This is a genomic window from Nonomuraea sp. NPDC003560, from assembly GCF_042878785.1.
Classification (GTDB): Bacteria; Actinomycetota; Actinomycetes; order Streptosporangiales; family Streptosporangiaceae; genus Nonomuraea.
Map to the genome: position 1 here is coordinate 25,353 of NZ_JBIAOF010000015.1, position 23,163 is coordinate 48,515.

General features: G+C 71.4%; 20 protein-coding genes and 2 pseudogenes. 16 read left to right on the plus strand and 6 right to left on the minus strand.

The genetic code is table 11. The features are described from left to right. Positions 1 to 100 precede the first annotated feature (100 nt). On the plus strand, positions 101 to 2,941 hold the full coding sequence (uvrA, locus tag ACFYUV_RS43200) for an excinuclease ABC subunit UvrA (protein ID WP_352323036.1): 2,841 nt from the start codon (positions 101 to 103) through the stop codon (positions 2,939 to 2,941). Positions 2,942 to 3,084: 143 nt separating this feature from the next. On the opposite strand, the gene ACFYUV_RS43205 is transcribed toward uvrA, so the two are convergent. Then, positions 3,085 to 3,831 (minus strand): DUF2306 domain-containing protein, encoded by a 747-nt coding sequence (locus ACFYUV_RS43205; protein WP_387679944.1) that lies wholly within the window; start codon positions 3,829 to 3,831, stop codon positions 3,085 to 3,087. A gap of 220 nt (positions 3,832 to 4,051) precedes the next feature. Here ACFYUV_RS43205 and ACFYUV_RS43210 point away from each other — a divergent pair, with 220 nt between their 5' ends. The 7 genes from ACFYUV_RS43210 to whiA all read left to right on the plus strand — a co-directional run bounded on the left by ACFYUV_RS43210 (position 4,052) and on the right by whiA (position 10,710). Beyond that, positions 4,052 to 4,468, plus strand: a complete 417-nt coding sequence (locus ACFYUV_RS43210) for a Rieske (2Fe-2S) protein (RefSeq protein WP_358300207.1) — start codon at positions 4,052 to 4,054, stop codon at positions 4,466 to 4,468. Between the two features lie 279 nt (positions 4,469 to 4,747). Further along, a complete protein-coding gene (locus tag ACFYUV_RS43215; RefSeq protein WP_387679947.1) occupies positions 4,748 to 5,215 on the plus strand; it encodes a Rieske (2Fe-2S) protein in 468 nt (155 codons plus the stop codon). A 76-nt stretch (positions 5,216 to 5,291) separates the two neighbouring features. Next, positions 5,292 to 5,744 carry a Rieske (2Fe-2S) protein gene (locus ACFYUV_RS43220; RefSeq protein ID WP_387679950.1) on the plus strand — a complete coding sequence of 151 codons (453 nt, stop codon included), beginning with the start codon at positions 5,292 to 5,294 and terminating at the stop codon, positions 5,742 to 5,744. Positions 5,745 to 5,873: 129 nt separating this feature from the next. After that, positions 5,874 to 7,778 (plus strand): excinuclease ABC subunit UvrC, encoded by a 1,905-nt coding sequence (uvrC, locus tag ACFYUV_RS43225; protein ID WP_352323041.1) that lies wholly within the window; start codon positions 5,874 to 5,876, stop codon positions 7,776 to 7,778. 44 nt (positions 7,779 to 7,822) lie between these two features. After that, a complete protein-coding gene (gene rapZ, locus ACFYUV_RS43230; protein WP_352323031.1) occupies positions 7,823 to 8,689 on the plus strand; it encodes an RNase adapter RapZ in 867 nt (288 codons plus the stop codon). Between the two features lie 11 nt (positions 8,690 to 8,700). Further along, positions 8,701 to 9,657 carry a uridine diphosphate-N-acetylglucosamine-binding protein YvcK gene (gene yvcK / locus ACFYUV_RS43235; RefSeq protein WP_387680348.1) on the plus strand — a complete coding sequence of 319 codons (957 nt, stop codon included), beginning with the start codon at positions 8,701 to 8,703 and terminating at the stop codon, positions 9,655 to 9,657. A gap of 72 nt (positions 9,658 to 9,729) precedes the next feature. Then, the gene (gene whiA / locus ACFYUV_RS43240; protein ID WP_138714326.1) at positions 9,730 to 10,710 is read left to right on the plus strand and encodes a DNA-binding protein WhiA; all 981 of its coding nucleotides are present in this window, start codon (positions 9,730 to 9,732) and stop codon (positions 10,708 to 10,710) included. A gap of 187 nt (positions 10,711 to 10,897) precedes the next feature. On the opposite strand, the gene ACFYUV_RS43245 is transcribed toward whiA, so the two are convergent. Then, on the minus strand, positions 10,898 to 11,581 hold the full coding sequence (locus ACFYUV_RS43245) for a hypothetical protein (protein ID WP_387679952.1): 684 nt from the start codon (positions 11,579 to 11,581) through the stop codon (positions 10,898 to 10,900). Positions 11,582 to 11,763: 182 nt separating this feature from the next. Here ACFYUV_RS43245 and gap point away from each other — a divergent pair, with 182 nt between their 5' ends. The 5 genes from gap to ACFYUV_RS43270 all read left to right on the plus strand — a co-directional run bounded on the left by gap (position 11,764) and on the right by ACFYUV_RS43270 (position 15,529). Further along, positions 11,764 to 12,768: a type I glyceraldehyde-3-phosphate dehydrogenase gene (gene gap, locus ACFYUV_RS43250; protein ID WP_364340028.1), complete on the plus strand. Its 1,005-nt coding sequence runs from the start codon at positions 11,764 to 11,766 to the stop codon at positions 12,766 to 12,768. A 37-nt stretch (positions 12,769 to 12,805) separates the two neighbouring features. Beyond that, positions 12,806 to 13,993, plus strand: coding sequence for a phosphoglycerate kinase (locus ACFYUV_RS43255; RefSeq protein ID WP_387679955.1), 1,188 nt, complete (start codon positions 12,806 to 12,808; stop codon positions 13,991 to 13,993). Position 13,994: 1 nt separating this feature from the next. Beyond that, a complete protein-coding gene (gene tpiA, locus ACFYUV_RS43260) occupies positions 13,995 to 14,780 on the plus strand; it encodes a triose-phosphate isomerase (RefSeq protein ID WP_357705739.1) in 786 nt (261 codons plus the stop codon). Positions 14,781 to 14,879: 99 nt separating this feature from the next. Then, positions 14,880 to 15,110 (plus strand): preprotein translocase subunit SecG, encoded by a 231-nt coding sequence (gene secG / locus ACFYUV_RS43265; RefSeq protein WP_090942947.1) that lies wholly within the window; start codon positions 14,880 to 14,882, stop codon positions 15,108 to 15,110. A 74-nt stretch (positions 15,111 to 15,184) separates the two neighbouring features. Next, positions 15,185 to 15,529 carry an RNA polymerase-binding protein RbpA gene (locus ACFYUV_RS43270; RefSeq protein WP_082310244.1) on the plus strand — a complete coding sequence of 115 codons (345 nt, stop codon included), beginning with the start codon at positions 15,185 to 15,187 and terminating at the stop codon, positions 15,527 to 15,529. A 49-nt stretch (positions 15,530 to 15,578) separates the two neighbouring features. On the opposite strand, the gene ACFYUV_RS43275 is transcribed toward ACFYUV_RS43270, so the two are convergent. Both ACFYUV_RS43275 and ACFYUV_RS43280 read right to left on the minus strand, forming a co-directional pair. Then, positions 15,579 to 17,183, minus strand: coding sequence for an amidohydrolase (locus ACFYUV_RS43275; RefSeq protein ID WP_387679959.1), 1,605 nt, complete (start codon positions 17,181 to 17,183; stop codon positions 15,579 to 15,581). Positions 17,184 to 17,222: 39 nt separating this feature from the next. Continuing rightward, positions 17,223 to 18,598, minus strand: a pseudogene (locus ACFYUV_RS43280) (NAD(P)/FAD-dependent oxidoreductase). A gap of 107 nt (positions 18,599 to 18,705) precedes the next feature. Here ACFYUV_RS43280 and ACFYUV_RS43285 point away from each other — a divergent pair. Next, a complete protein-coding gene (locus ACFYUV_RS43285; protein WP_387679962.1) occupies positions 18,706 to 19,728 on the plus strand; it encodes a GNAT family N-acetyltransferase in 1,023 nt (340 codons plus the stop codon). Between the two features lie 186 nt (positions 19,729 to 19,914). On the opposite strand, the pseudogene ACFYUV_RS43290 reads toward ACFYUV_RS43285, so the two are convergent. Next, positions 19,915 to 20,331 (minus strand): annotated as a pseudogene (locus ACFYUV_RS43290) (Clp protease N-terminal domain-containing protein); the annotation flags it as partial. A 73-nt stretch (positions 20,332 to 20,404) separates the two neighbouring features. On the opposite strand from ACFYUV_RS43290, the gene ACFYUV_RS43295 reads away from it, so the two are divergent. After that, entirely contained in the window at positions 20,405 to 21,262 is an 858-nt protein-coding gene (locus ACFYUV_RS43295) for a hypothetical protein (RefSeq protein WP_387679964.1), read from the plus strand. Between the two features lie 39 nt (positions 21,263 to 21,301). Further along, positions 21,302 to 22,171, plus strand: a complete 870-nt coding sequence (locus ACFYUV_RS43300; RefSeq protein WP_387679966.1) for an oxidoreductase — start codon at positions 21,302 to 21,304, stop codon at positions 22,169 to 22,171. A gap of 66 nt (positions 22,172 to 22,237) precedes the next feature. Here ACFYUV_RS43300 and ACFYUV_RS43305 read toward each other — a convergent pair whose 3' ends face one another. Beyond that, complete coding sequence (locus ACFYUV_RS43305) at positions 22,238 to 23,122, minus strand: class I SAM-dependent methyltransferase (RefSeq protein ID WP_387679969.1); 885 nt, start codon at positions 23,120 to 23,122, stop codon at positions 22,238 to 22,240. Positions 23,123 to 23,163: the final 41 nt, after the last annotated feature.

The following is a 23,163-nucleotide window of genomic DNA, read 5'->3' on the forward strand; positions in this document are numbered from 1 at the left end:
GACGGATTTTCGGGGGCCGGGGATCGGCTCGCCGAAAATGTCGGTGCCCCCGTCTACCATCCCCCGTGGACCTATCCGCCTTTCGACCTCCGGGATCGCCGTGGCAGACCGCCTGATCGTGCGTGGTGCACGAGAACACAACCTCAAGGACGTCTCGCTTGACCTGCCGCGAGACTCGCTGATCGTCTTCACCGGCCTCTCCGGCTCCGGCAAGTCGAGCCTGGCCTTCGACACGATCTTCGCTGAGGGCCAGCGGCGCTACGTCGAGTCCTTGTCGGCCTACGCCCGCCAGTTCCTCGGCCAGATGGACAAACCCGACGTCGACTTCATCGAGGGCCTGTCGCCCGCGGTGTCCATCGACCAGAAGGCCACCAGCAAGAACCCCCGCTCCACCGTCGGCACCATCACCGAGGTCTACGACTACCTGCGCCTGCTGTGGGCGCGCATCGGCAAGCCCCACTGCCCGGCCTGCGGCCGTCCGATCGCCCGGCAGATGCCGCAGCAGATCGTCGACCGCGTGATGGACCTGGAGGAGGGCACCCGTTTCCAGGTGCTCGCCCCCGTCATCCGCGGTCGCAAGGGCGAATACGCCGAGCTGTTCCGCGAGCTGCAGACCAAGGGCTTCGCGCGGGCCAGGGTCGACGGCACGGTCGTGCGGCTGGAGGAGCCGCCGACGCTGAAGAAGTACGAGAAGCACGACATCGAGGTCATCGTCGACCGCCTGTCGGTCAAGGAGTCCTCGCGCCGCCGGCTCACCGACTCCGTCGAGACCGCGCTGCAGCTGTCCGGCGGCACGATCACGCTGGAGTTCGTCGACCTGCCGGAAGACGACCCGGGCCGTGAGCGCTTCTACTCCGAGCACCTCTACTGCCCCTACGACGACCTGTCGTTCGAGGAGCTGGAGCCGCGCTCGTTCTCCTTCAACTCGCCCTTCGGCGCCTGCCCCGAGTGCACCGGCCTCGGCACCAAGATGGAGGTCGACCCCGACCTGGTGGTGCCCGACCCCGAGCGCACGCTCGGCGACGGCGCGCTGCACCCGTGGTCGGGCGGCCACACCAGCGAATACTTCGTCCGGCTGATCGAGGCGCTCGGCCACACGGTCGGGTTCACCCTCGACACGCCGTGGGAGCGGCTGCCCAAGAAGGCCCAGAAGTCGCTGCTGTACGGCCACGACGAGCAGGTGCACGTCCGCTACAGCAACCGCTACGGCCGCCAGCGCTCCTACTACACCACCTTCGACGGCGTCATCCCCTGGGTGCAGCGCCGGCACGCAGAGGCCGAGAGCGACGCCACGCGCGAGCGCTTCGAGGGCTACATGCGCGAGATCCCGTGCCCGGCCTGCAAGGGCGCCCGGCTCAAGCCGGTCACCCTCGCCGTCACCGTCGACGACCGGTCGATCGCCGAGGTCGCGGCCATGTCGATCGGCGAGTGCGCCAAGTTCCTGGCCGAGCTCAAGCTGTCCGACCGTGACATGCACATCGCCGAGCGGGTGGTCAAGGAGATCAACGCCCGCATGGGCTTCCTGCTCGACGTCGGCCTCGACTACCTGACCATGGACCGCGCCGCCGCCACCCTCGCCGGTGGCGAGGCCCAGCGCATCCGGCTGGCCACGCAGATCGGCTCCGGGCTGGTCGGCGTCCTCTACGTGCTGGACGAGCCGTCCATCGGCCTGCACCAGCGTGACAACATGCGCCTGCTCGACACGCTGATCAGGCTGCGCGACATGGGCAACACGCTGATCGTCGTCGAGCACGACGAGGACACCATCGCCGCCGCCGACTGGGTGGTCGACATCGGTCCCGGCGCCGGCGAGCACGGCGGCCAGGTCGTGGTGTCCGGCACCGTCCAGGAGCTCCTCGCCAGCGAGGAGTCCATGACCGGCCAGTACCTGTCGGGGCGCCGGAGCATCCCGATCCCGGCCAAGCGCCGCAAGCGCGACAAGAAGCGGCAGATCACGGTCAAGGGCGCGCGCGAGCACAACCTCAAGGGCGTCGACATCGAGTTCCCGCTGGGCGTGTTCACGGCGGTGACCGGCGTGTCCGGGTCGGGCAAGTCGACACTGGTCAACGACATCCTCTACAACGCGCTGGCCAAGGAGCTCAACGGCGCCCGCACGGTGCCGGGGCGGCACTCCCGCATCAACGGCATGGACCAGGTGGACAAGGTCGTGCACGTCGACCAGTCGCCGATCGGCCGTACGCCGCGCTCCAACCCGGCCACGTACACCGGGGTCTTCGACCACGTGCGCAAGCTGTTCGCCCAGACGGCCGAGGCCAAGGTGCGCGGCTACCAGCCCGGCCGGTTCAGCTTCAACGTCAAGGGTGGGCGCTGCGAGGCGTGCGCGGGCGACGGCACGATCAAGATCGAGATGAACTTCCTGCCGGACGTCTACGTCCCCTGTGAGGTCTGCCACGGCGCCCGGTACAACCGGGAGACGCTGGAGGTCCACTACAAGGGCAAGACGATCGCCGAGGTGCTCGACATGCCGATCGAGGAGGCGCTGGCCTTCTTCGACGCGATCCCGGCGATCAAGCGGCACCTGCAGACGCTCAACGACGTCGGCCTGGGCTACGTGCGGCTCGGGCAGCCGGCGACCACGTTGTCCGGCGGCGAGGCGCAGCGCGTCAAGCTCGCCTCCGAGCTGCAGCGCCGCCAGACCGGCCGGACGATCTACGTGCTCGACGAGCCCACCACCGGCCTGCACTTCGAGGACATCCGCCGGCTGCTCGGCGTGCTCGGGCGGCTGGTCGACGGCGGGAACACGGTGATCGTCATCGAGCACAACCTCGACGTCATCAAGACCGCCGACTGGATCATCGACATGGGCCCCGAAGGCGGGTCCCGCGGCGGCACGCTCGTGGCCGCGGGCACGCCCGAAGAGGTGGCGCTGGTCAACGAGAGCCACACCGGCCGCTTCCTGCGGAAGATCCTCTCGCTCTGAGGCAGGGGCCGGCTCGGGTGCGGCTGTGTCTCGCTGTGAGGCGGGTGGTGGTTCGGGCCGGGCTCGTCTCGCTGTGAGGCCGGTGGTGGTTCGGTGCGGCTGGGGCTCAGCTGGGTCAGGTGGTGGCTTGGGTCGCACCTGGGTCAGGTGGTGGCTCGGGTTTCGCCGGGAGTCAGGGCGGTGGCGCGGGCGCGGCGGCGGCGCTTGGCGGCGTCGCCGCGCTCCAGCCACCACTCGGCGAACAGCAGCGGCAGCACCCAGCCCAGCCAGGCGCTCAGCGCGCCGACCGTGGCGGCCAGCAGCGCCTGGTCGCCGTGGAAGGTGGTGTCGAGCTGCGGTGACAGCGTGATGACGAACACCGCGCCCCACAGGCGGTTGGTGATGATCGACATCGTCAGGGCGAAGCTGCGGATCATCCACCTGCGGTGATCGACGAACCTGCGCTGCCTGGCCATCCGCCAGCCGGCCAGGGTGCAGCCCAGCCAGAGCAGCGCCAGCACCACCCCGCTGGCCCTGGTCACCGGGCCGAAGGGCGTGGCCAGGCTGACCACCAGTCCCAGCAGGCCGCCGGGCAGGCAGCCGCCGAAGACGTACACCCGGCCGATCACGCGGTGGGCCCGCGGATGACGGGCGCGGAACCACGGCCAGACCTGCAGACAGCACGAGATCATCGCGATCGAGCCGAAGATCACGTGCAGGGAGAGCACCGCGAAGTGCGGCGGGAAGAAGTCGGGCGCGGGCACCCGCGACCGGCTCGGGTCCAGCGACAGGTAGGGCGGCAGCGAGAAGGCGACGAACGCGATCGCCACCACCACGAGCGGAGCCACCCACGGACGTCGCCACCAGCGCGGGCCGGACGTCGTGGGATTGGGAGTCTCGGTGAGTGTCATGAGCGACACGCTGGCGCCCGGCGCTGACCGCGGGCGCACCGTCCGCTGACCGTGCGCCGACCGCTCTTTGCCCCGACGGTGACCGTATCGGTCACCCGATGGGCGGACCGAGGGGTGGGGTCAATAAAGTTGAAGCACGGGTAACGGCCTGACCTGCTGGGGGTCGGCGGAGACGCGAAGGGTCGGCTAATTCATGACGGTGACGAATCAGGGCGAAGCCATGCCCGAAAACGGTGGCGGCATCGGGCGGCGCGAGATGCTCGGCGTGGCCGGGGTGGCCGCGTGCGGGCTGGCGCTGGCCGGGTGCGGGGCGGGGGACGCCAAGGCGCAACCCGCGTCGGGGATCAAGGGCAAGGTGCTCGCCAAGACGGCGGACGTGCCCGTCGGCGGCGGCACGATCGTGCAGGAGTGGCGGATCGTGATCACGCAGCCCACGAAGGGCGTGTACAAGGCGTTCAGCGCGGTCTGCACGCACAAGGGATGCACGGTGGGCACGCCTAAGGACAACGTCATCACGTGTGCGTGCCACGGCAGCGAGTTCGCCGCCGACAGCGGCCAGGCCACCAAGGGGCCCGCGACCGCGCCGCTGACGGTCTACCAGGTCAAGGTGGAGGGCGACGGCATCGTCGTGGTCTGAGGCCGTGGTCTGAGGCCGTGGTCTGAGGCCGTGGTCTGAGGCCGTGGCTCAGGACATGGTCTGAGGGCCTGTCTCGGGATGGGGCTGAGGGCGCGCTCGGAGAGCGCGGGCTCGGGGACGGTCTGAGGGTGCGGGCTGCGGCCGGCGCTCGGGGCGGGCCGGGGAAGGCTTGTTCTGGGTAATTGTGCGTGGTTTCCGGGATTGGGGGCGTGCAGGCTGAACCGGTGCGGGGGCGCCGGCCGTACCTGCATGTGAGACCGAGACCTGGGAGGACGCACCATGACAGAAACGACGCGCCGGACGGTCATGCTCGGCGCCGGAGGCGCCGGGCTCGCGGCGGTTCTGACGGCGTGCGCGAGCTACGGTTCGCCGACGACGGCGGCGAACGAGGCGCCGGCCACCGAGGAGACGGCCGCCGGGGAGCCGTCGTCGGAGCCCACGAAGAAGGCGAAGAAGAAGGCCAAGGCGCTGGCCGACACCGGCGACATCCAGGTCGGCGGCGGCGCGGTCTTCAAGGACCAGAAGGTCGTGGTGACGCAGCCGACCGAGGGGGAGTTCAAGGCGTTCACGGCGATCTGCACCCATGCGGGATGCACGGTCGCCAGCGTCTCGAACGGCACCATCAACTGCCCCTGCCACGGCAGCAAGTTCAAGATAGAGGACGGTTCGGTGGCCGACGGCCCCGCCGGCGCGCCGCTCGCCGAGAAGAAGATCACCGTGGACGGCGACAAGATCAGACTCGCCTAATCCCCGTCTCATGAATTTCTCACCTGCCTCCGGTTGGGTGGAACGCATGGGAGATGACCTTCGAAGCCGTCGGGCAGTGATAGCGGGCGTGGGCGCGGGCGGGCTGGCCCTGGCGATCAGCGCCTGCGGCGGAAGCACCGAGACCCCGGCGGCCACCGCCCCCGACGCGGGCGGCCAGTCGAGCGCGGCGCAGCCGGGCGCATCGCAGTCCGGCGCCCCGCAGTCGAGTGCCCCGCAGGCAGGTGGCGCGCTGGCCAAGACCGCCGACATCCCCGTCGGCGGCGGCACGATCTTCAAGGACCAGAAGATCGTGGTGACGCAGCCGACGGCGGGTGAGTTCAAGGCCTTCAGCGCGATCTGCACGCACAAGGGCTGCCCCGTGGGCAGCGTCGCGGACGGCGCGATCGTGTGCCCGTGCCACGGCAGCAAGTTCAACATCGCCGACGGCTCGGTCACCAACGGCCCGGCCGACAAGCCGCTGGCCGCCCAGCAGATCAAGGTGGAGGGCGACCAGATCACCCTGGCCTGACCGCCGGCGTGATCCATGGCTTGACCCGAGAACGCGGTGAGCCCCGTCGTGCCGTCCGAAGGCTCGGCGGGTCACCTTGTCGGTGGCGCCTACTAGTCTTTGACCGTGGCGAGAGCAGCGGGCAGCCCCTTGAGTTTCCGGCCCAGACCAGGTTCGATCCCCGAGTCGCCGGGGGTCTACCGGTTCAGGGACGCGCACGGCCGGGTGATCTACGTCGGCAAGGCCAAGAGCCTGCGGCAGCGGCTCAACTCCTACTTCGCCGACTTCTCCGCGCTGCACCCGCGCACCCAGTCGATGCTCACCACGGCCGCCGACGTCGACTGGACCGTCGTCGGCACCGAGGTCGAGGCGCTGCAGCTCGAATACTCCTGGATCAAGGAATTCGACCCGCGCTTCAACGTCAAGTACCGCGACGACAAGTCCTACCCCTACCTCGCGGTGACGATGGGGGAGGATTTCCCGCGCGTCCAGGTCATGCGGGGCGCCAAGCGCAAGGGCACCCGCTACTTCGGCCCCTACTCGCACGCCTGGGCCATCCGCGAGACCGTCGACCTGCTGCTGCGCGTCTTCCCGGTGCGCACGTGCAGCGCCGGGGTGTTCAAGCGGGCGGGGCAGATCGGCCGTCCGTGCCTGCTGGGCTACATCGACAAGTGCTCGGCGCCGTGCGTGGGCCGGGTGACCCCGCAGGAGCACCGCGAGCTGGCCGAAGACTTCTGCGACTTCATGGCCGGCAACACCACCCGCTTCATCAAGCGCCTCGAGAAGGACATGCGCGAGGCCGCCGCCGAGCAGGAGTACGAGCGGGCGGCCCGGCTGCGCGACGACATCCAGGCGCTGCAGCGCGCGCTGGAGAAGCAGGCCGTGGTGCTCGGCGAGGCCACCGACGCCGACGTGATCGCGCTGGCCGAGGATCCGCTGGAGGCCGCCGTCCAGGTGTTCTACGTGCGCGGGGGCCGCATCCGCGGTCAGCGGGGCTGGGTGGTCGACAAGGTCGAGGAGACCTCGCCCGGTGAGCTGGTCGAGCAGTTCCTGCTGCAGATGTACGGCGAGGCCGGCCCCGAGTCGATGCCGCGCGAGGTGCTCGTGCCCGCGCTGCCGCCCGACGCCGAGGCGGTCGCCGAGCTGCTGACCGAGCAGCGCAGGGCCCGGGTCGAGGTGCGCGTCCCGCAGCGCGGCGACAAGAAGGCGCTGATGGAGACCGTCGAGCGCAACGCCAAGGAGTCGCTGGCCCAGCACAAGATCCGCCGCGCCGGCGACCTGACCACGCGCAGCAAGGCGTTGCAGGAGATCGCCGACGCGCTCGACCTCGACCAGGCGCCGCTGCGCGTCGAGTGCTACGACGTCTCCCATCTGCAGGGCGAGAACGTCGTGGCGTCCATGGTGGTCTTCGAGGACGGTCTGGCGCGCAAGAGCGAGTACCGGCGCTTCGCGATCAAGACCAAGGAGGGCGACGTCGCCTCGATCCACGAGGTGATCATGCGGCGGTTCCGGCGTTACCTGGAGGAACGTTCGGCCACCGGCGAGCTGGCCGCCGAGGACGACGACGGCCACGGGCCCATCGACCCCGAGACCGGCAAACCGCGCAAGTTCGCCTACCCGCCCAACCTGGTCGTCGTCGACGGCGCGGGCCCCCAGGCGGCCGCCGCGCAGCGGGCGCTCGACGAGCTCGGCATCGACGACGTCGCGGTGTGCGGCCTGGCCAAGCGGCTGGAGGAGGTGTGGTTGCCCGGCGACGACCAGCCAGTGATCATGCCTCGTTCAAGTGAGGGTCTCTACCTGCTGCAACGCGTCCGCGACGAAGCACACAGGTTCGCCATCACCTACCATCGTTCCAAGAGGTCCAAGTCAGTGAAGGAGAGCGCGCTCGACGGCGTGCCCGGCCTCGGGCCGGCGCGCAGGCAGGCGTTGCTCAAGCACTTCGGCTCCGTCAAGAAGCTACGCGAGGCCAGCGCGACCGAGATCTGCGAGGTTCCCGGCATCGGGCCGGCCCTCGCCGAGGTCATCGTGTCGACGCTGAAGGGAGATACATCGTGAACACCCGCGAGGGAGCGCAGGGTGTCGGCGAACGGAGTGAGGCCATGAGCACCGAGCCGGCGTTCGTCATCGTCACCGGCATGTCCGGGGCGGGGCGCAGCACGGCCGCCAAGGCGCTGGAAGACCTGGGCTGGTTCGTCATCGACAACCTGCCGCCGGGGCTGCTGTTCGCGATGGCGGAGGAGGCGGGCAAGGTCAAGCTGGCCGCCGACAAGGTGGCCGCGGTCGTCGACGTGCGCAGCCTGGCCTTCACCACCGACCTCAACGCGGCCATCGAGGAGCTGGAGGGCCGCGGCGTGCGCGTGCGGGTCGTCTTCCTCGAGGCCAGCGACGAGGAGCTGGTGCGCAGGTTCGAGAACGTCCGCCGGCCCCACCCGCTGCAGGGCGAGGGCCGCCTGGTCGACGGCATCACCCGCGAGCGCGGCATCCTGCGCGAGGTGCGGGCCAACGCCGACCTGGTGATCGACACCTCGTCCCACAACGTGCACGACCTGCGCAACAAGATCGTCGCCTACTTCGGCGGCGATGACCGTCCGGGGCTGCGGCTCAACGTCGTCTCGTTCGGGTTCAAGTACGGCCTGCCGGTCGACGCCGACCTCGTCGTCGACTGCCGTTTCCTGCCCAACCCCCACTGGGTGCCCGAGCTGCGGCCGATGAACGGCCTCGACGCGCCGGTCAGCGACTACGTGCTCGGCCAGCCGGGCGCCAAGGAGTTCCTCGACGCCTACGAGGAGGTCCTGCAGGTCGTCGCCACCGGCTACGCCCGTGAGGGCAAGAGCTACGCGACCCTGGCCGTGGGCTGCACGGGCGGCAAGCACCGCAGCGTGGCCATGGCCGAACAGGTCGCCGCCCGCCTGCGTGACCGCGGCATGGAGGTCCAGGTCAGTCACCGGGATGTGGGGCGGGAGTGACCCATGAACGTATGGAGGCGGGGCTGCCCCATCCGCTGAACGGCCCCCGCGTGGTGGCCCTCGGCGGCGGCCACGGGCTCTACGCCTCGCTGTCGGCCTTACGGGTCGTGACCGACCGGCTGACCGCGGTGGTGACCGTGGCCGACGACGGCGGCTCCAGCGGCCGGCTGCGCCGCGAGCTCGGCGTGCTGCCGCCCGGCGACCTGCGCATGGCGCTGGCCGCGCTGTGCGGCGACGACGAGTGGGGCATCACCTGGAGCGAGGTCGTCCAGCACCGCTTCCGCAGCGAGGGCGAGCTCCACGGGCACGCCGTCGGCAACCTGCTCATCGTGGCGCTGTGGGAGCTGCTCGGCGACTCGGTGGCCGGCCTCGACTGGGTGGGCCGGCTGCTCGGCGCGCACGGCAGGGTGCTGCCGATGGCCTCGGTGCCGCTCGACATCGTGGCCGAGGTCGAGCTCGACGGCGTCACCTCGACCGTGCGCGGCCAGGTCGCCTGCGCGCTCACGCCGGGCCGGGTGCAGGCCATCTCCCTGGTGCCGGAAGACCCGCCGGCGCGTCCTGAGGCGGTCGCCGCGGTGCACGAGGCCGACTGGCTGGTGTTCGGGCCGGGCTCGTGGTTCACCAGCGTGCTGCCGCACCTGAAGGTCCCCGAGCTGGCCCGCGCGCTGCACGACAGCAGGGCCAAGCGGCTCGTCACCCTCAACCTGGCCCCCCAGCCGGGCGAGACCGACGACTTCTCCCCCCAGCAGCACCTGGAGGTGCTCCGCCAGCACGCCCCCGACCTGGCCTTCGACGTCGTGCTGGCCGACACCGGCGTGGTCGACGACCTCGACGCCCTGGACAAGGCCGCGGCGGCGCTCGGCGCCCGGCTCGTCCTGGCCGACGTGGCCGCCGCCGACGGCTCGCCCCGGCACGACCCACGACGTCTTGCCTCCGTCCTGGACGAGATTTTCCTCCAGAAGCGTTGATCCTGGTCGGCGTGGCGCGAAGGTGCGAGAGACTGGCGGGAGCCGGTCTGAATGGGGGAAGGACTAACGCTTATGGCGATGACAGGTGTGGTGAAGGACGAACTGAGCCGCCTGCCGGTGCTGAAACCGTGCTGCCGCAAGGCGGAGGTGTCCACGCTGCTGCGGTTCGCCAGCGGCCTGCACCTGGTGGGCGGCCGCATCGTGATCGAGGCCGAGCTCGACACCAACGCCACCGCGCGGCGGCTGATCAAGGACATCGGCGAGGTGTTCGGCCACAAGGCCGAGGTGCTCGTGCTCGCGCCGGCCGGGCTGCGCAAGGGCTCGCGCTACGTGGTGCGCGTCTACCGCGACGGTGAGGCGCTGGCCCGCCAGACGGGCCTGATCGACAACCACGGGCGCCCGGTGCGCGGCCTGCCCCGGCAGGTCGTGGCCGGTGCGGCCTGCGACGCCGAGGCGGCCTGGCGGGGCGCCTTCCTGGCGCACGGCTCGCTGACCGAGCCGGGGCGTTCGATGTCCCTGGAGGTCACCTGCCCGGGGCCGGAGGCCGCGCTCGCGCTGGTCGGCTCGGCCCGGCGGCTGAAGATCCACGCCAAGGCCCGCGAGGTGCGCGGCGTCGACCGCGTCGTGGTCCGCGACGGCGACGCGATCAGCGCGCTGCTCACCCGCCTCGGCGCGCACGACAGCGTGCTGGCCTGGGAGGAGCGCCGGATGCGCCGCGAGGTGCGGGCCACCGCCAACCGGCTGGCCAACTTCGACGACGCCAACCTGCGGCGTTCGGCGCGGGCGGCCGTCGCGGCGGGCGCGCGGGTGCAGCGCGCGCTGGAGATCCTCGGCGAGGAGGCGCCGGACCACCTGGTGGTGGCCGGGCGGCTGCGGGTGGAGCACAAGCAGGCGTCGCTGGAGGAGCTGGGCCAGATCGCCGACCCGCCGCTGACCAAGGACGCCATCGCCGGGCGCATCAGGCGGCTGCTGGCGATGGCCGACAAGCGCGCCTCCGACCTGGGCATCCCGAACACCGAGGCCAACCTCACCGTCGACATGCTGGCGCCGTAGCGGGCTGGCCGCCGTGCGGGCGCCCGCGGCGCCGTCCGGGAGACCCCCATCCCGTACGGCTCCGCGCGGTGGCCCGCACGCGCCGACGTCCCCGCACGCCCGTCATGGCCGGTCGTGAGGGCTCACGGGCCGCTCGCCGTGACGAAGCGCGCTGTGGGCCGCCCGGCGGCCGCTGAGTGGGCGTCCGTCAATCCCCGGCGGGCTTGCGCGGCGTGAACAGGTCCGCGGGCGCGGCCTGCTGCCCGGGCGACTGCGCGAGCACCTGTGCAGGGGACTGGGCGGGCGGTTGCGCGGGCTCGAAGGGCGCCCGGTACTCCTGCCCGGCCTCCTCCGCCTCCTGGGCGGCCAGGGCGGCCCGGTCGGCGCGGCGTACGCGGAAGACGCGCAACGTGACCAGCAGGAGCGCCGCCACGGCGGCGACGGCGATGTACAGCCACATCTGCCACGTCTGCGCGAGCGGCTCGCGGTAGACCGCCAGGGCGCGGGGAAGCCCCTCGCCGGCGTTGGCCGCCGTGATGTCGCCGAGCCGCGGGGAGAAGGGCGTGCCGGTCGCGGAGGTGTGCCGCGCGGCGCCGAGGATGATGGACACGCCCGAGATCTGGCCGCCGGCGACGGCCGCCGCCGCGTACAGGGCGGCCACCACCGGCAGCGCCCGGTTGCGCGGGCGGGCCGCGCCCACGGCCAGGGCGACCAGCAGCGCGATCAGGAGCGACAGCGTCACCGACAGGGCGTGGCCGTTGCCCAGCGTGGCCACGGCCTTCGGCAGCCGGTCCTGGAACAGGACCGCGAGCCCCAGGGCCGCCGCGCAGACCAGCGCGGCGACCAGCCCCGCGATCAGTCCAGGAAGCAGGCCGGACCGCTTATGTGACATCTCAGCCCCCAGAGAATGCACGAATTTACTCCGACGAGTCGGGCACTTTACTCGAAGCTCGCAAATTGCGCCCCCTGAACGGGGATACGCAGGGCGGTACCTGCAGTGGTCTAAACCAATTTGGGTCCGATAGTGTTCGTGGTTGAGATTCAACCGCCATCTGTTCGAGGAGATCGGTTTCCGTGAGCATCCGCGTAGGCGTCAACGGCTTCGGCCGCATCGGTCGCAACTTCTGGCGCGCGGTCGCCGCCAGCGGCAAGGACATCGAGATCGTCGCGGTCAACGACCTGACCGACAACGCGACGCTCGCCCACCTGCTGAAGTACGACAGCATCCTGGGCCGTCTGCCGTACGAGGTGAAGGCCTCCAGCGACGAGATCACCGTCGACGGCAAGGCGATCAAGGCGTTCGCGGAGCGCGACCCGGCCAAGCTGCCCTGGGGCGACCTCGGCGTCGACGTCGTGGTGGAGTCCACCGGCCTGTTCACCGACGCCTCCAAGGCCAAGGTGCACGCCGACAACGGCGCCAAGAAGGTCATCATCTCCGCGCCGGCCAAGAACGAGGACGTCACCATCGTGATGGGCGTCAACGAGGGCGTCTACGACCCGGCCAGCCACACGATCATCTCCAACGCGTCCTGCACCACCAACTGCCTGGCCCCGATGGCCAAGGTCATCCACGACACCTTCACCATCGAGAAGGGTCTGATGACCACCATCCACGCCTACACGCAGGACCAGAACCTGCAGGACGGCCCGCACAAGGACCTGCGCCGCGCCCGCGCCGCCGCCCTCAACGTGGTGCCCACCTCCACCGGCGCCGCCAAGGCCATCGGCCTGGTGCTGCCCGAGCTCAAGGGCAAGCTCGACGGCTTCGCCATGCGCGTGCCGATCCCCACCGGCTCGGCCACCGACCTCACCGTCGACGTCAGCCGCGAGGTCACCGCCGAGGAGGTCAACGCCGCGGTCAAGGCCGCCGCCGAGGGCCCGCTCAAGGGCATCCTCAGCTACACCGAGGACGAGATCGTCTCCTCCGACATCGTCACCGACCCCCACTCCTGCATCTTCGACGCCGGCCTCACCAAGGTCATCGGCAACCAGGTCAAGGTCGTCGGCTGGTACGACAACGAGTGGGGCTACTCCAACCGCCTCGCCGACCTGATCGAGCTGGTCGGCCGCGACCTGTGAGCGTGACCGAGGCCGCTGCGGGAACAGGAGCATGAGCATGCGCACGCTCGACGATCTCGACGTCAAGGGGCGGCGCGTGCTCGTGCGCGCCGACCTCAACGTCCCGCTCGACGGGGAGAAGATCACCGACGACGGCCGCATCCGCGCGTCGGTGCCGACGATCCAGGCGCTGGCCGGGCGCGGCGCCAAGGTGGTCGTCTGCGCCCATCTGGGCAGGCCCAAGGGCAAGGTCAATCCCGAGTACTCGCTCCGGCCGGTGGCCGCCCGCCTGGGCGAGCTGCTCGGCCAGGACGTCGCCTTCGCCACCGACGTGGTCGGCGACAGCGCCCGGCAGACGGTCGAGGCCCTTCAGGAGGGCCAGGTCGCCCTGCTGGAGAACCTGCGCTACGAGCCGGGCGAGGAGTCCAAGGACGACGCCGTCCGCGGCGCGTTCGCCGAGAAGCTGGCCGGCCTGGCCGAGCTCTACGTCGGCGACGGCTTCGGCGCGGTCCACCGCAAGCACGCCAGCGTCTACGACGTGCCCAAGCTGCTGCCGCACGCGGCCGGCGGGCTGGTCGTGGCCGAGGTCGAGGTGCTGCGCAGGCTGACCGAGGACACCGAGCGTCCCTACGTGGTCGTCCTGGGCGGGGCCAAGGTCTCCGACAAGCTGGGCGTCATCGCCAACCTGCTCACCAAGGTCGACCGGCTGCTGATCGGCGGCGGCATGGCCTACACCTTCCTCAAGGCCCAGGGCCACGAGGTGGGCCGGTCGCTGCTCCAGGAGGACCAGCTCGACCAGGTGCGCGGCTTCCTCGCCGAGGCCGGTAAGCGGGGCGTCGACCTCGTGCTGCCGGTCGACGTGGTGGCGGCCGTCACCTTCGCGGCCGACGCCGAGCACGAGGTGGTCGAGGCCACCGCGATCCCGGCCGACCGCGAGGGGCTCGACATCGGCCCCAAGACGCGCGAGCTGTTCGCGAGCAAGCTGGCCGACGCCAAGACCGTGTTCTGGAACGGCCCGATGGGCGTGTTCGAGTTCGACGCGTTCTCCGGCGGCACCAGGGCGGTGGCCGAGGCCCTGATCGGCTCCGACGCCTTCACGGTGGTCGGCGGCGGCGACTCCGCGGCGGCCGTGCGCAGGCTGGGCCTGCCCGAGGACGGTTTCTCGCACATCTCCACCGGCGGCGGGGCCAGCCTGGAATACCTTGAGGGCAAGACCCTTCCCGGACTCGCGGCTCTGGAGGACTGAGGTGGCCCAGCAGCGCAAGCCGCTCATCGCCGGCAACTGGAAGATGAACCTCAATCACCTTGAGGCCATTGCCCTGGTCCAGAAGCTGGCGTTCGCGCTCAGCGACAAGGACTTCGACAAGGCCGAGGTGGCCGTCCTGCCGCCCTTCACCGACCTGCGCAGCGTCCAGACGCTGGTCGACGGCGACAAGCTGCGCATCGTCTACGGGGCTCAGGACCTGTCCCAGTACGACGGCGGCGCCTACACCGGCGAGGTGTCGGGCGTCATGCTGGCCAAGCTCGGCTGCACGTACGTGGTCATCGGCCACTCCGAGCGCCGCCAGTACCACGGCGAGGACGACGACCTCGTCAACGCCAAGGTGCAGGCGGCCTACCGGCACTCGCTCACGCCCATCCTGTGCGTCGGCGAGGGGCTGGCGGTGCGCCAAGAGGGCGGCCACATCGCGCACAGTCTCGGTCAACTCGACGGCGCCCTGCGCAAAATCAGCGCCGAGCAGGCAAAATCGATAGTGGTGGCCTACGAGCCCGTGTGGGCGATCGGCACGGGCGAGGTGGCCACCCCGGAGGACGCCCAGGAGGTCTGCGGAGCGTTGCGGGTGAGACTCGCGGAGCTCTACGACCCCGAAGTGGCCTCCGCGGTCCGTATCCTTTACGGTGGCTCGGTCAAGTCCGGCAATATCGTGGGGATCATGGCTCAACCCGATGTCGACGGCGCGCTCGTGGGCGGTGCCAGCATCGATGCCGGGGAGTTCGCCAAGATCTGCCGATTCTCCGAATTGCCTGGCTAACTGAGTCGTTCTGAGGGTGCGACTTGACACCAGGCCGTACCCTCAAGAGGCAAGTTTGAATCGTCACGCGTAACAGAGCACTGAAGGAACAGGCATACCGTGGAAATCGGAATCTCCATCGCCCTCATCCTGGCGAGCGGTCTCATGATCCTGCTCGTCCTGCTCCACAAGGGCAAGGGTGGCGGCCTGTCTGACATGTTCGGCGGCGGTTTCTCGTCGAACTTCGGTGGTTCCTCGGTGGTGGAGCGCAACCTCGACCGGCTGACCGTCATCACGGGCACCGTCTGGTTCGTCTGCATCATCGCTCTCGGCCTGCTCATGCGGCCTTGAGACAACTGATTAACGCGTGACAGTGATTCTCCCCCCGTGTCACGACGCGGGGCGATCGAGCGAGGAGTTCATCCGTGGGTAGTGGCAACGCGATCCGTGGCAGCCGAGTCGGCGCCGGCCCTATGGGGGAGGCCGAGCGCGGCGAGGCAGCTCCGAGAGTGCGGGTCTCGTTCTGGTGCGCCAACATGCACGAGACGCGCCCCAGTTTCGCCAGCGACGCGGCGGTCCCCGAGATGTGGGATTGCCCACGTTGCGGCCTCCCAGCCGGACAGGACGAGGAGGCCCCGCCTGCCCCGCCCAAGAACGAGCCGTACAAGACGCACCTGGCCTACGTGAAGGAGCGCCGGAGCGACAAGGACGGCAAGGCGATCCTCGAGGAGGCACTGGAGCGCCTGCGCAACAACAAGTCCCCCTGGTAGGCGAGCCGGCGGAAGGGCCCTGGTGCTGGTCACCGGGGCCCTTCGCGCGTCACCGGCCGTGCACCGCCACGCCGTCGACGAACGTCATGCGCACCCGCGTCGTCCAGATGTCGGCCGGGGGCAGCTCGAAGGGGTCGCGGTCGAGCACCACCAGGTCGGCCGGGCGGCCGGGCGCGATCACGCCCGCCGGCGAACGGTTGATCCAGGCCGACCCCTCGGTGTACGCGCTCAACGCCGTGGCCAGGTCGAGGCGCTGGCCGGGCAGGAACGGCGTCTGCGCCGTCGGGTAGCCCGCGTGCACCGATCCGCCCGGTTCGGTACGGTTCACCGCCACGTGCATGCCCTGGATCGGGTCGGCGTCCGAGACCGGCCAGTCGCTGCCCGCGCAGAACCGGGTGCCGTGCGCCTGGAGATCCTTGAAGGGGTACTGCCACGACGAGCGCGGCTCACCCAGGAACGGCAGCGTCAGCTCGTCCATCTGGGCGTGGTGGGTGGCCCACAGGGGCTGCAGGTTGGCCGTGACGCCCAGCGCGGCGAAGCGCGGCACGTCGGACGGCTCGATGATCTGCAGGTGGGCGATGTGGTGGCGGTTGGCCGGGTCGGTGCCCTCGAAGCTGTCCAGGGCCTCGCGCACGGCGCGTTCGCCGATGGCGTGGAAGTGCACCTGGAAGCCCAGCCGGTCCAGCTCGGCGACGTACCGCTTGAGCTTGCCGGGATCGACGTAGGACAGGCCCGTGCCGCCGCACCGGCAGTACGGCTCCAGCGTCGCGGCGGTGAAGTTCTCCGTGATGCCGTCCTGCATGATCTTGACCGAGGTGGCGGCGAACCGGTCCAGCCCCTCGGCGGCGGCCCGCCTGCGGACCAGGTCCTCGATCTGGTCCTCGCCGCGCGTCCTGTCCCACCACAGCGCGCCCACCACGCGGGCGCGCAGCCGGCCCGCGCGGGCGGCGTCGAGGTAGGTGGGAAGCTGGTCGTCAGAGCCGGCGTACGAGCCGACGATGGCGTCCTGCCAGCCGGTGACGCCCAGCGAGAACAGGTGCTGCTCGGCCTCGGCCAGGGCTCTGGCCTGGTCCTCGGCGGTGGGCCGGGGGGCCAGCAGGCCGACGAGGTCCATCGCGCCCTCGTGCAGGACGCCCGACGGGGTGCCGTCGGCGTCGCGCTCGATCCTGCCGTCGGCGGGGTCGGGGGTGTCCCGGGTGATGCCGGCCAGGTCGAGGGCGCGGGAGTTGACCCAGGCGGCGTGGTGGTCACGCTGGATCAGGTAGGCCGGCCGGTCGAGGAAGTCGAGCTGGGAGCGGTGAGGGAGGCCGTTGGGGAAGGCTGACATGTCCCAGCCTCCGCCGTCGATCCACTCTTTTTCAGGATTTTTCGTGGCGTAGTCGGAGATCTTGGCTATGTAGGTGTCTAGGCCGAAGATCTCCGACAAGTCGCACTTCGCTCTTTCGAGTCCGGCTTGTACCGGGTGCATGTGCGCATCGATGAAGCCGGGGGTGAGCAGGCCGCCGTCCAGGTCGACGGTGTCGTGGCCGGGGGCGCTGCGGGACAGCTCGCCCTCCGGGCCGACGGCGGCGATCACCCCGTCCCGCACCAGCACGGCGTCGCGCCGCACAGCGCCGCCGATGAAGGCGCTGCCACCACGGAAGAGGATGTTCAAGGAGGTTCTCCCTTTCTCAGTGCGGTTCTCGGTGCGGGGTCAGTGGCCGGTGATCAGGTCGGCGAAGCGGGCCAGGGCCGAGGTGCGGGGCATGGAACGCTCCCGGTGATCGGCCACCCGGTACAGGCGGTACATCGCGTGCACCCCATCCAGCGCAGCGGCTCGGGCTCCCAGGAGCGCACCTTGCGCCCCACCCACGGCAGGGACGTCAGCTCCGTCTCCTCCCCGAGTATGAGATCACGCAGGGTGCGCCCGGCGAGGTTCGTCGTGGTCACGCCGTGCCCGGTGTAGCCGCCGGCCCAGCCCAAGCCGGTCGCGCGGTCCACGTGCACGGTCGAGCACCAGTCGCGCGGCACGCCCAGCACGCCCGACCAGGCGTGCGCGACCGAGGAGGAGCGGGCCGCGGGGAAGAAGTCGACCAGGAGCCGCCACAGGGCCTCGACCGTCCACTCGTGGGTGCGGCCGCGGGCGTCGATGCGGGAGCCGTACAGGTAGGGACGGCCCCGGCCGCCGAAGGCGATGCGGTCGTCGGCGGTGCGCTGGGCGTACATGTAGTAGTGCGCGAGGTCGCCGAGCAGTTCGGCGCCCCGCCAGCCGACCTCGTCCCAGAAGGAGGCGGGGAGCGGCTCGGTGACGATCATGGAGCTGTTCATGGGCAGCCACTGGCGGCGCAGGCCGTTCAGGCGGGCGGTGAAGCCCTCGGTGGCGCGGATGACGTACGCCGCCGTGACCGTCCCGTACGGGGTCACCGCCCGGCCGGGGGCGATCTCGGTGACCGGGGTGCGCTCGTAGACCGGGACGCCGAGGTCGCGTACGGCCCTGGCCAGCCCCTGGGCCAGCTTGGCGGGCTGGATGCGGGCGCAGTGGGGGCTCCAGGAGGCCGCCAGGGCGCCCGCCACGCGGACGTGCTCCAAGGGGTCGGCCAGGCGCAGGTCCGCCTCCTCGATGCCCCAGGCGCGGGCGGCGTCCACCGAGGCGCGCAGCCGGTCGGCCTGGGCGGGGGTGCGGGCCACGTTCACCACGCCGCCCTTGACGATGTCGCAGTCGATCGACTCGTTCTCGCAGACCGCGATGACCTCGTCGATGGAGGCGTACATCTCGCGCTGCAGACGGCGGGCGTCCGAGCCGTACCGTTCGTGGGAGCCGGCCAGGTCGCCGGTCAGCCAGCCGCCGTTGCGCCCCGAGGCGCCGAACCCGGCGAACTCCTGCTCCAGCAGCACCACCCGGAGCGAGGGGCGGGCCTTCTTGAGGTAGTACGCGGTCCACAGCCCCGTGTAGCCGGCCCCGACGATCGCCACGTCGGCCTGCAGGTCGCCGTCGAGCCGCGGACCGGGCTCCGGCACCCCGGACGAGCGGTACCAGAAGGACACGTCACCGTTGACGAATCCGGACGACAAGGGAACTCGCGCATTCATGGCCCCATATCCTGCTATATCGGGATTAGGTGGCGCATCTCACGCCGAAATTCGTGATGAAACCCGTCGTTAGCGGGCATGTAACACGTCCCAGGCATGCTCCTCCCATGGGATTCTTGCGCATCCGGACCACGGTGGACGAGCGACCCGGACGGCTGGCCTCGCTGGCCTCGGCCCTGGCCGCCAGGGGCGGCAACATCCTCGGCCTGAGCGTCCAGTCCGACGCCGACGGCACGGTCGACGAGTTCGTGGCCGACATCCCGGCCGGCCCTGAGGCCGTGCGCGAGGCGCTGGAGGCCGCCGGCGGCCGGCGCGTCCAGGTGGTGCCCGCCACCGCCCACGAGCTGACCGACGAGCCGACCAGAGCGCTGCTGCTGGCCTCCCGGCTGCGTTCCACGCCCTGGCGGCTGCCCGAGCTGCTGGCCGAGCTGCTGCGCGCGGACGACGCCCGGTGGATCTATGGTGAACCGGTGAGCGATCTCCCCGACCCGACCCTGCTCGTCGTGCCCGTGGCGCGGCGGCGCGCGGTCCGGCTGCGCCGCACCGGGCTGCCGTTCACGCTGACCGAGGCCGCCCGCGCGGCCTCCTTCGCCCGGCTCGCCCAGCCCGCGCCCGAGCAGACCCCGTCCGAACGCGCACTGAAACTGGCCGACGGCGCCGAGATCACCGTGCGGCCGCTCACCACGATCTACCGCGAGGCGGTGCGCGACCTGCACGACAGATGCTCGCCCGAGGCCCGCAGGTTCCGCTACTTCACCTCGATGCCCGCGCTCCCGCCGCGCGCGTTCGACCGGCTCTGCGACCGCGGCAGGGGCTTCTCGCTGGTCGCCGGACACGACGGCCAGGTCGTGGCGATGGCGAACCTCATGTTCACCCCCGACCCCGGCATCGCCGAGATGGCCTTCCTGGTCGAGGACCGCTGGCAGGGGCGTGGCCTGGGCGCCGTGCTGGCCAGGATGCTGGTGCGGCAGGCGCGCGACCTCGGGTACGCGGAGGTCAGGGCCACCCTGCTGGCCGACAACGCGCGGATGCGCGGCCTGCTGACCACGCTGGGCGCCTCGCTCGGCCGGACCGAGGACCCCGGCGTCGTGGAGGCGCGGCTGCCGGTCGGCGCGCGGGCCTCAGCCTAGGCCCTCCTCGGGCCCGCCGGACTCGGGGTCGGCGGCGGCCGGGCCGGCGGCGGCCGGGCCGATGCCCAGGTGGCGCTCGATGCGTTCCAGGCTCTCCTCGATGCGGGTGAGCCGTTCGGCGAGCACCGAGCCGCCGCCGAAGTACACCTCCGTCGGACGTTCCCTGGTGCCGCGGCCCACCCGGTCGAGCAGGCGCTGCCGGACGTCGGCCAGATCGGCGCCGGTGTCCGCCAGAGCCTGGGCGGCCAGCCCCTCGCCCTCCCTGATCAGCCCGAGCAGGATGTGCTCGGTGCCGATGTAGTTGTGGCGCAGTTGCAGGGCCTCGCGCAGGGACAGCTCCAGCACCTTCTTGGCGCGCGGGGTGAAGGGGATGTGCCCGCTCGGCGAGCTGGCCCCGCGGCCCACCTCGCGCTCCACGAAGGCCCGTACGTGCTCCAGCTCCACGCCGCAGCCGTCGAGCACCAGCGCGGCCAGCCCCTCGCCCTCGCGGATGAGGCCCAGCAGGATGTGTTCCGTGCCGATGTAGTCGTGGCTCAGCTGCCGCGCCTCCTCCTGGGCGAGCACGACGACCCTGCGCGCACGGTCGGTGAAGCGTTCGAACACCGGGGGCCTCCGTTCGACTGGGGCTGCCTCCACTATGCGCTACAAACCCCGCCGTGTGGGGTATTTGTCCTGTGTGGATCTTGACGAGGTGGCCGGCCGCCTCTACGCAGTCCCGCCGGCGGAGTTCACCGCCGCCCGCGCGGCCGAGGTCCGCGCGGCCAAGGAGGCGGGCGACGTACGGCTCTCGCGGGACATCGCGAAGCTGCGCAAGCCCACCGTCTCGGCCTGGGCGGTCAACCGGCTGGCCCGGGAGCACCCCGCCGAGCTGGCCGAACTGCTCGGCGTGGGGGAGCGGCTGCGTGCGGCCTGGCAGGCGCAGGACGCCGAGGCGCTGGCCGAGCTGACCCGGTCGCGTGGCGAGGCGACCGCCAAGGTGGCGAGGCTGGCCAGGCAGGCCGGCGGCCTGTCGGCGGCGGCCGCCTCGGAGGTGGACCAGACGCTGGACGCGGCCGTCGTGGACGCCGGCGCCGCCGACCAGGTGCGGGCCGGCCGCCTGGCCAAACCGCTCAGCTACAGCGGCTTCGCCCCCGCGCCCGCCACCGCCCGTTCCACCGCGCCCGCCGCTGCGCCGGCCACCGCCCCCTCCAGCGAGCTCCGGCCCGGAGCGCGTGGGCGTGGGCGGGCCGTTGGGGACGCGGCGGCCGAGGCGCGGGCGCGGGCGGAGGCCGAGGCGAGGCAGGCCCGAGAAGCCAAGGAGGCCAAGGAGGCGAAGGAGGCCAGGAAGGCGAAGGAGCGCGCGGAGGCCGAGGCGGCCCACCGGGAGTGGGCCGAGGCGCTGGAGTCGGTCACCCGCGACCACGACGAGCGCGCCGAGAAGGTCGCCCGGCTGGAACGCAAGCTGGCCAAGGCCCGCAAGCGGCTGGAGGAGGTCCGGCAACGTCTGGAGGTCACGCGCCGCGAGGAGCGTCACGCCCGCCGCCGACTGGACTAAGGTGCACGAAACGCGTTCGTACACCTGCAAGGAGGGGCGATGGCCCCCTGGACGCCCGCCGACATCCCGGACCTCACCGGCACAACGGCCATCGTGACCGGCGCCAACAGCGGCATCGGCCTGCCCACCGCCCGCGAGCTGGCCCGGCACGGCGCCCGCGTCGTCGTGGCCGCCCGCTCGGCGGACAAGGGCGAGGCCGCCGTGGCGGAGATCCGGCGGGCCGTGCCGGGGGCCGACGTCGCGTACGGCGCACTCGACCTGGCCGACCAGTCCTCGATCCGGCGCTTCGCCGACACGGTGGACAAGGTGGACCTGCTGATCAACAACGCCGGGATCGGCCTGATCCCCCGTCAGCTGACCAAGGAGGGCTGGGAGCTGCAGTTCGGCACCAACCACCTCGGCCACTTCGCGCTCACCGGGCTGCTCCTGCCACGGCTCCTGGCCGCTCCGCACGCCCGCGTGGTCACCGTTTCCAGCGACGCGCACTCCATGGGCAGGCTCGACTTCGACGACCTCGCCCTGGAACGCGGCTACGGCCGGATGAGCGCGTACGGACGGTCCAAGCTCGCCAACCTGCTCTTCACCCTGGAGCTCCAGCGACGGGCCAGCAGCGCCGGTACGGGCCTGATCAGCGTGGCCACCCACCCGGGTGCCACCGCGACCCGCTTCGTCAAGCTGGGGCCCCTGCAGCCCCTCCTGCACTTGTTCCTCCAGTCGGCCGACGCCGGTGCCGCCCCCTCGCTGTACGCCGCCACCTCGCCGGACATCACCGGCGGCGAGTTCGTCGGCCCCCGGCTGAAGCTGCTCACGCCCTCGGAGACGGCCAGGTCCGAGGAGGTCGCGCGGCGGCTGTGGGAGGTGTCCGCGCAGCTCACGGGCGTACGGTTCGAGGAGATCGCCCACCGCTGAAGGGCGTGCCGCCGAAAGCGCAGGAACCCGCCGCTCATGGGGGCTGTCCTCCGGTCCTGCGCCCGATCAGCGCACGCCGCGGGCCAGGTGGGCGCAGACGGGGAAGCCCGTGCCGGCGTACGGGGCGGCCAGGCGGTCGTAGCAGGCCCGGACGCGGGCGTAGGTCTCCGGCGGCTGACGGGCGATCGTCTCGAAACGCGGGCCGCCCGCCTCGACCACGCCGCTCCACCAGGCGGCGACGTCCACCCGGTGCCGCCAGCGCAGCGTCCGCACGTCCACGGCTGTGAAGCCCGCCTGCTCCAGCAGCCCGGCGAAGCGTTCCGGCCGTTCCACGGCGGCGAAGGGGCGGACCGGGGGTTCGTACGGCACCCCCGCCGCCGCCAGGGCCTCGGCGAAGACGTTCGTGGCCGTCATCTCGTCGGACTTCCACCAGGTCAGCGCGACGGCGCCGCCAGGACGCAGCACCCGGCGCAACTCCGCGAGCGTCGCCGGGACGTCGGCGACGTGGTTGACGACGAAGTTGCCCGCCACGGCGTCGAAGGAGGAGTCCTCGAACGGCAGGACGGGCAGGGTGGCCCGGCGGACGGTGGCGGCGGGGTGGCGGCGGGCGACCAACTCCAGCATGGCGGGGTCGGCGTCCACGGCGGTGACCTCGGCGCCGGCCGCGAGCGCGGCCGCCGTGACCACGCCGGTGCCACATCCGACGTCAAGAATCCGCTCCCGACGCCCCTCTGGAACGCCGACCTCAGGACGCCGCTCCACCCGGCCTTCCGAGCGTGGTGTCACGTCGGCGCCTGGGGCCGCGGCGACATCTCGGGTCGGGGTGTCGCCTGGGGGCGCGGTGTCGACTCGGGTCACGGCGGCGACTCGGGTCACGGCGGCGAGCAGGGGTTGGACGGTGTGCGAGCTGAGCCGCGCGAAGCCGCGGTCGTAGGCCTCAGGATCCCTCACAACCCCGGAGCCTACCCCGCAGCCCGAATCTTGACATCTTA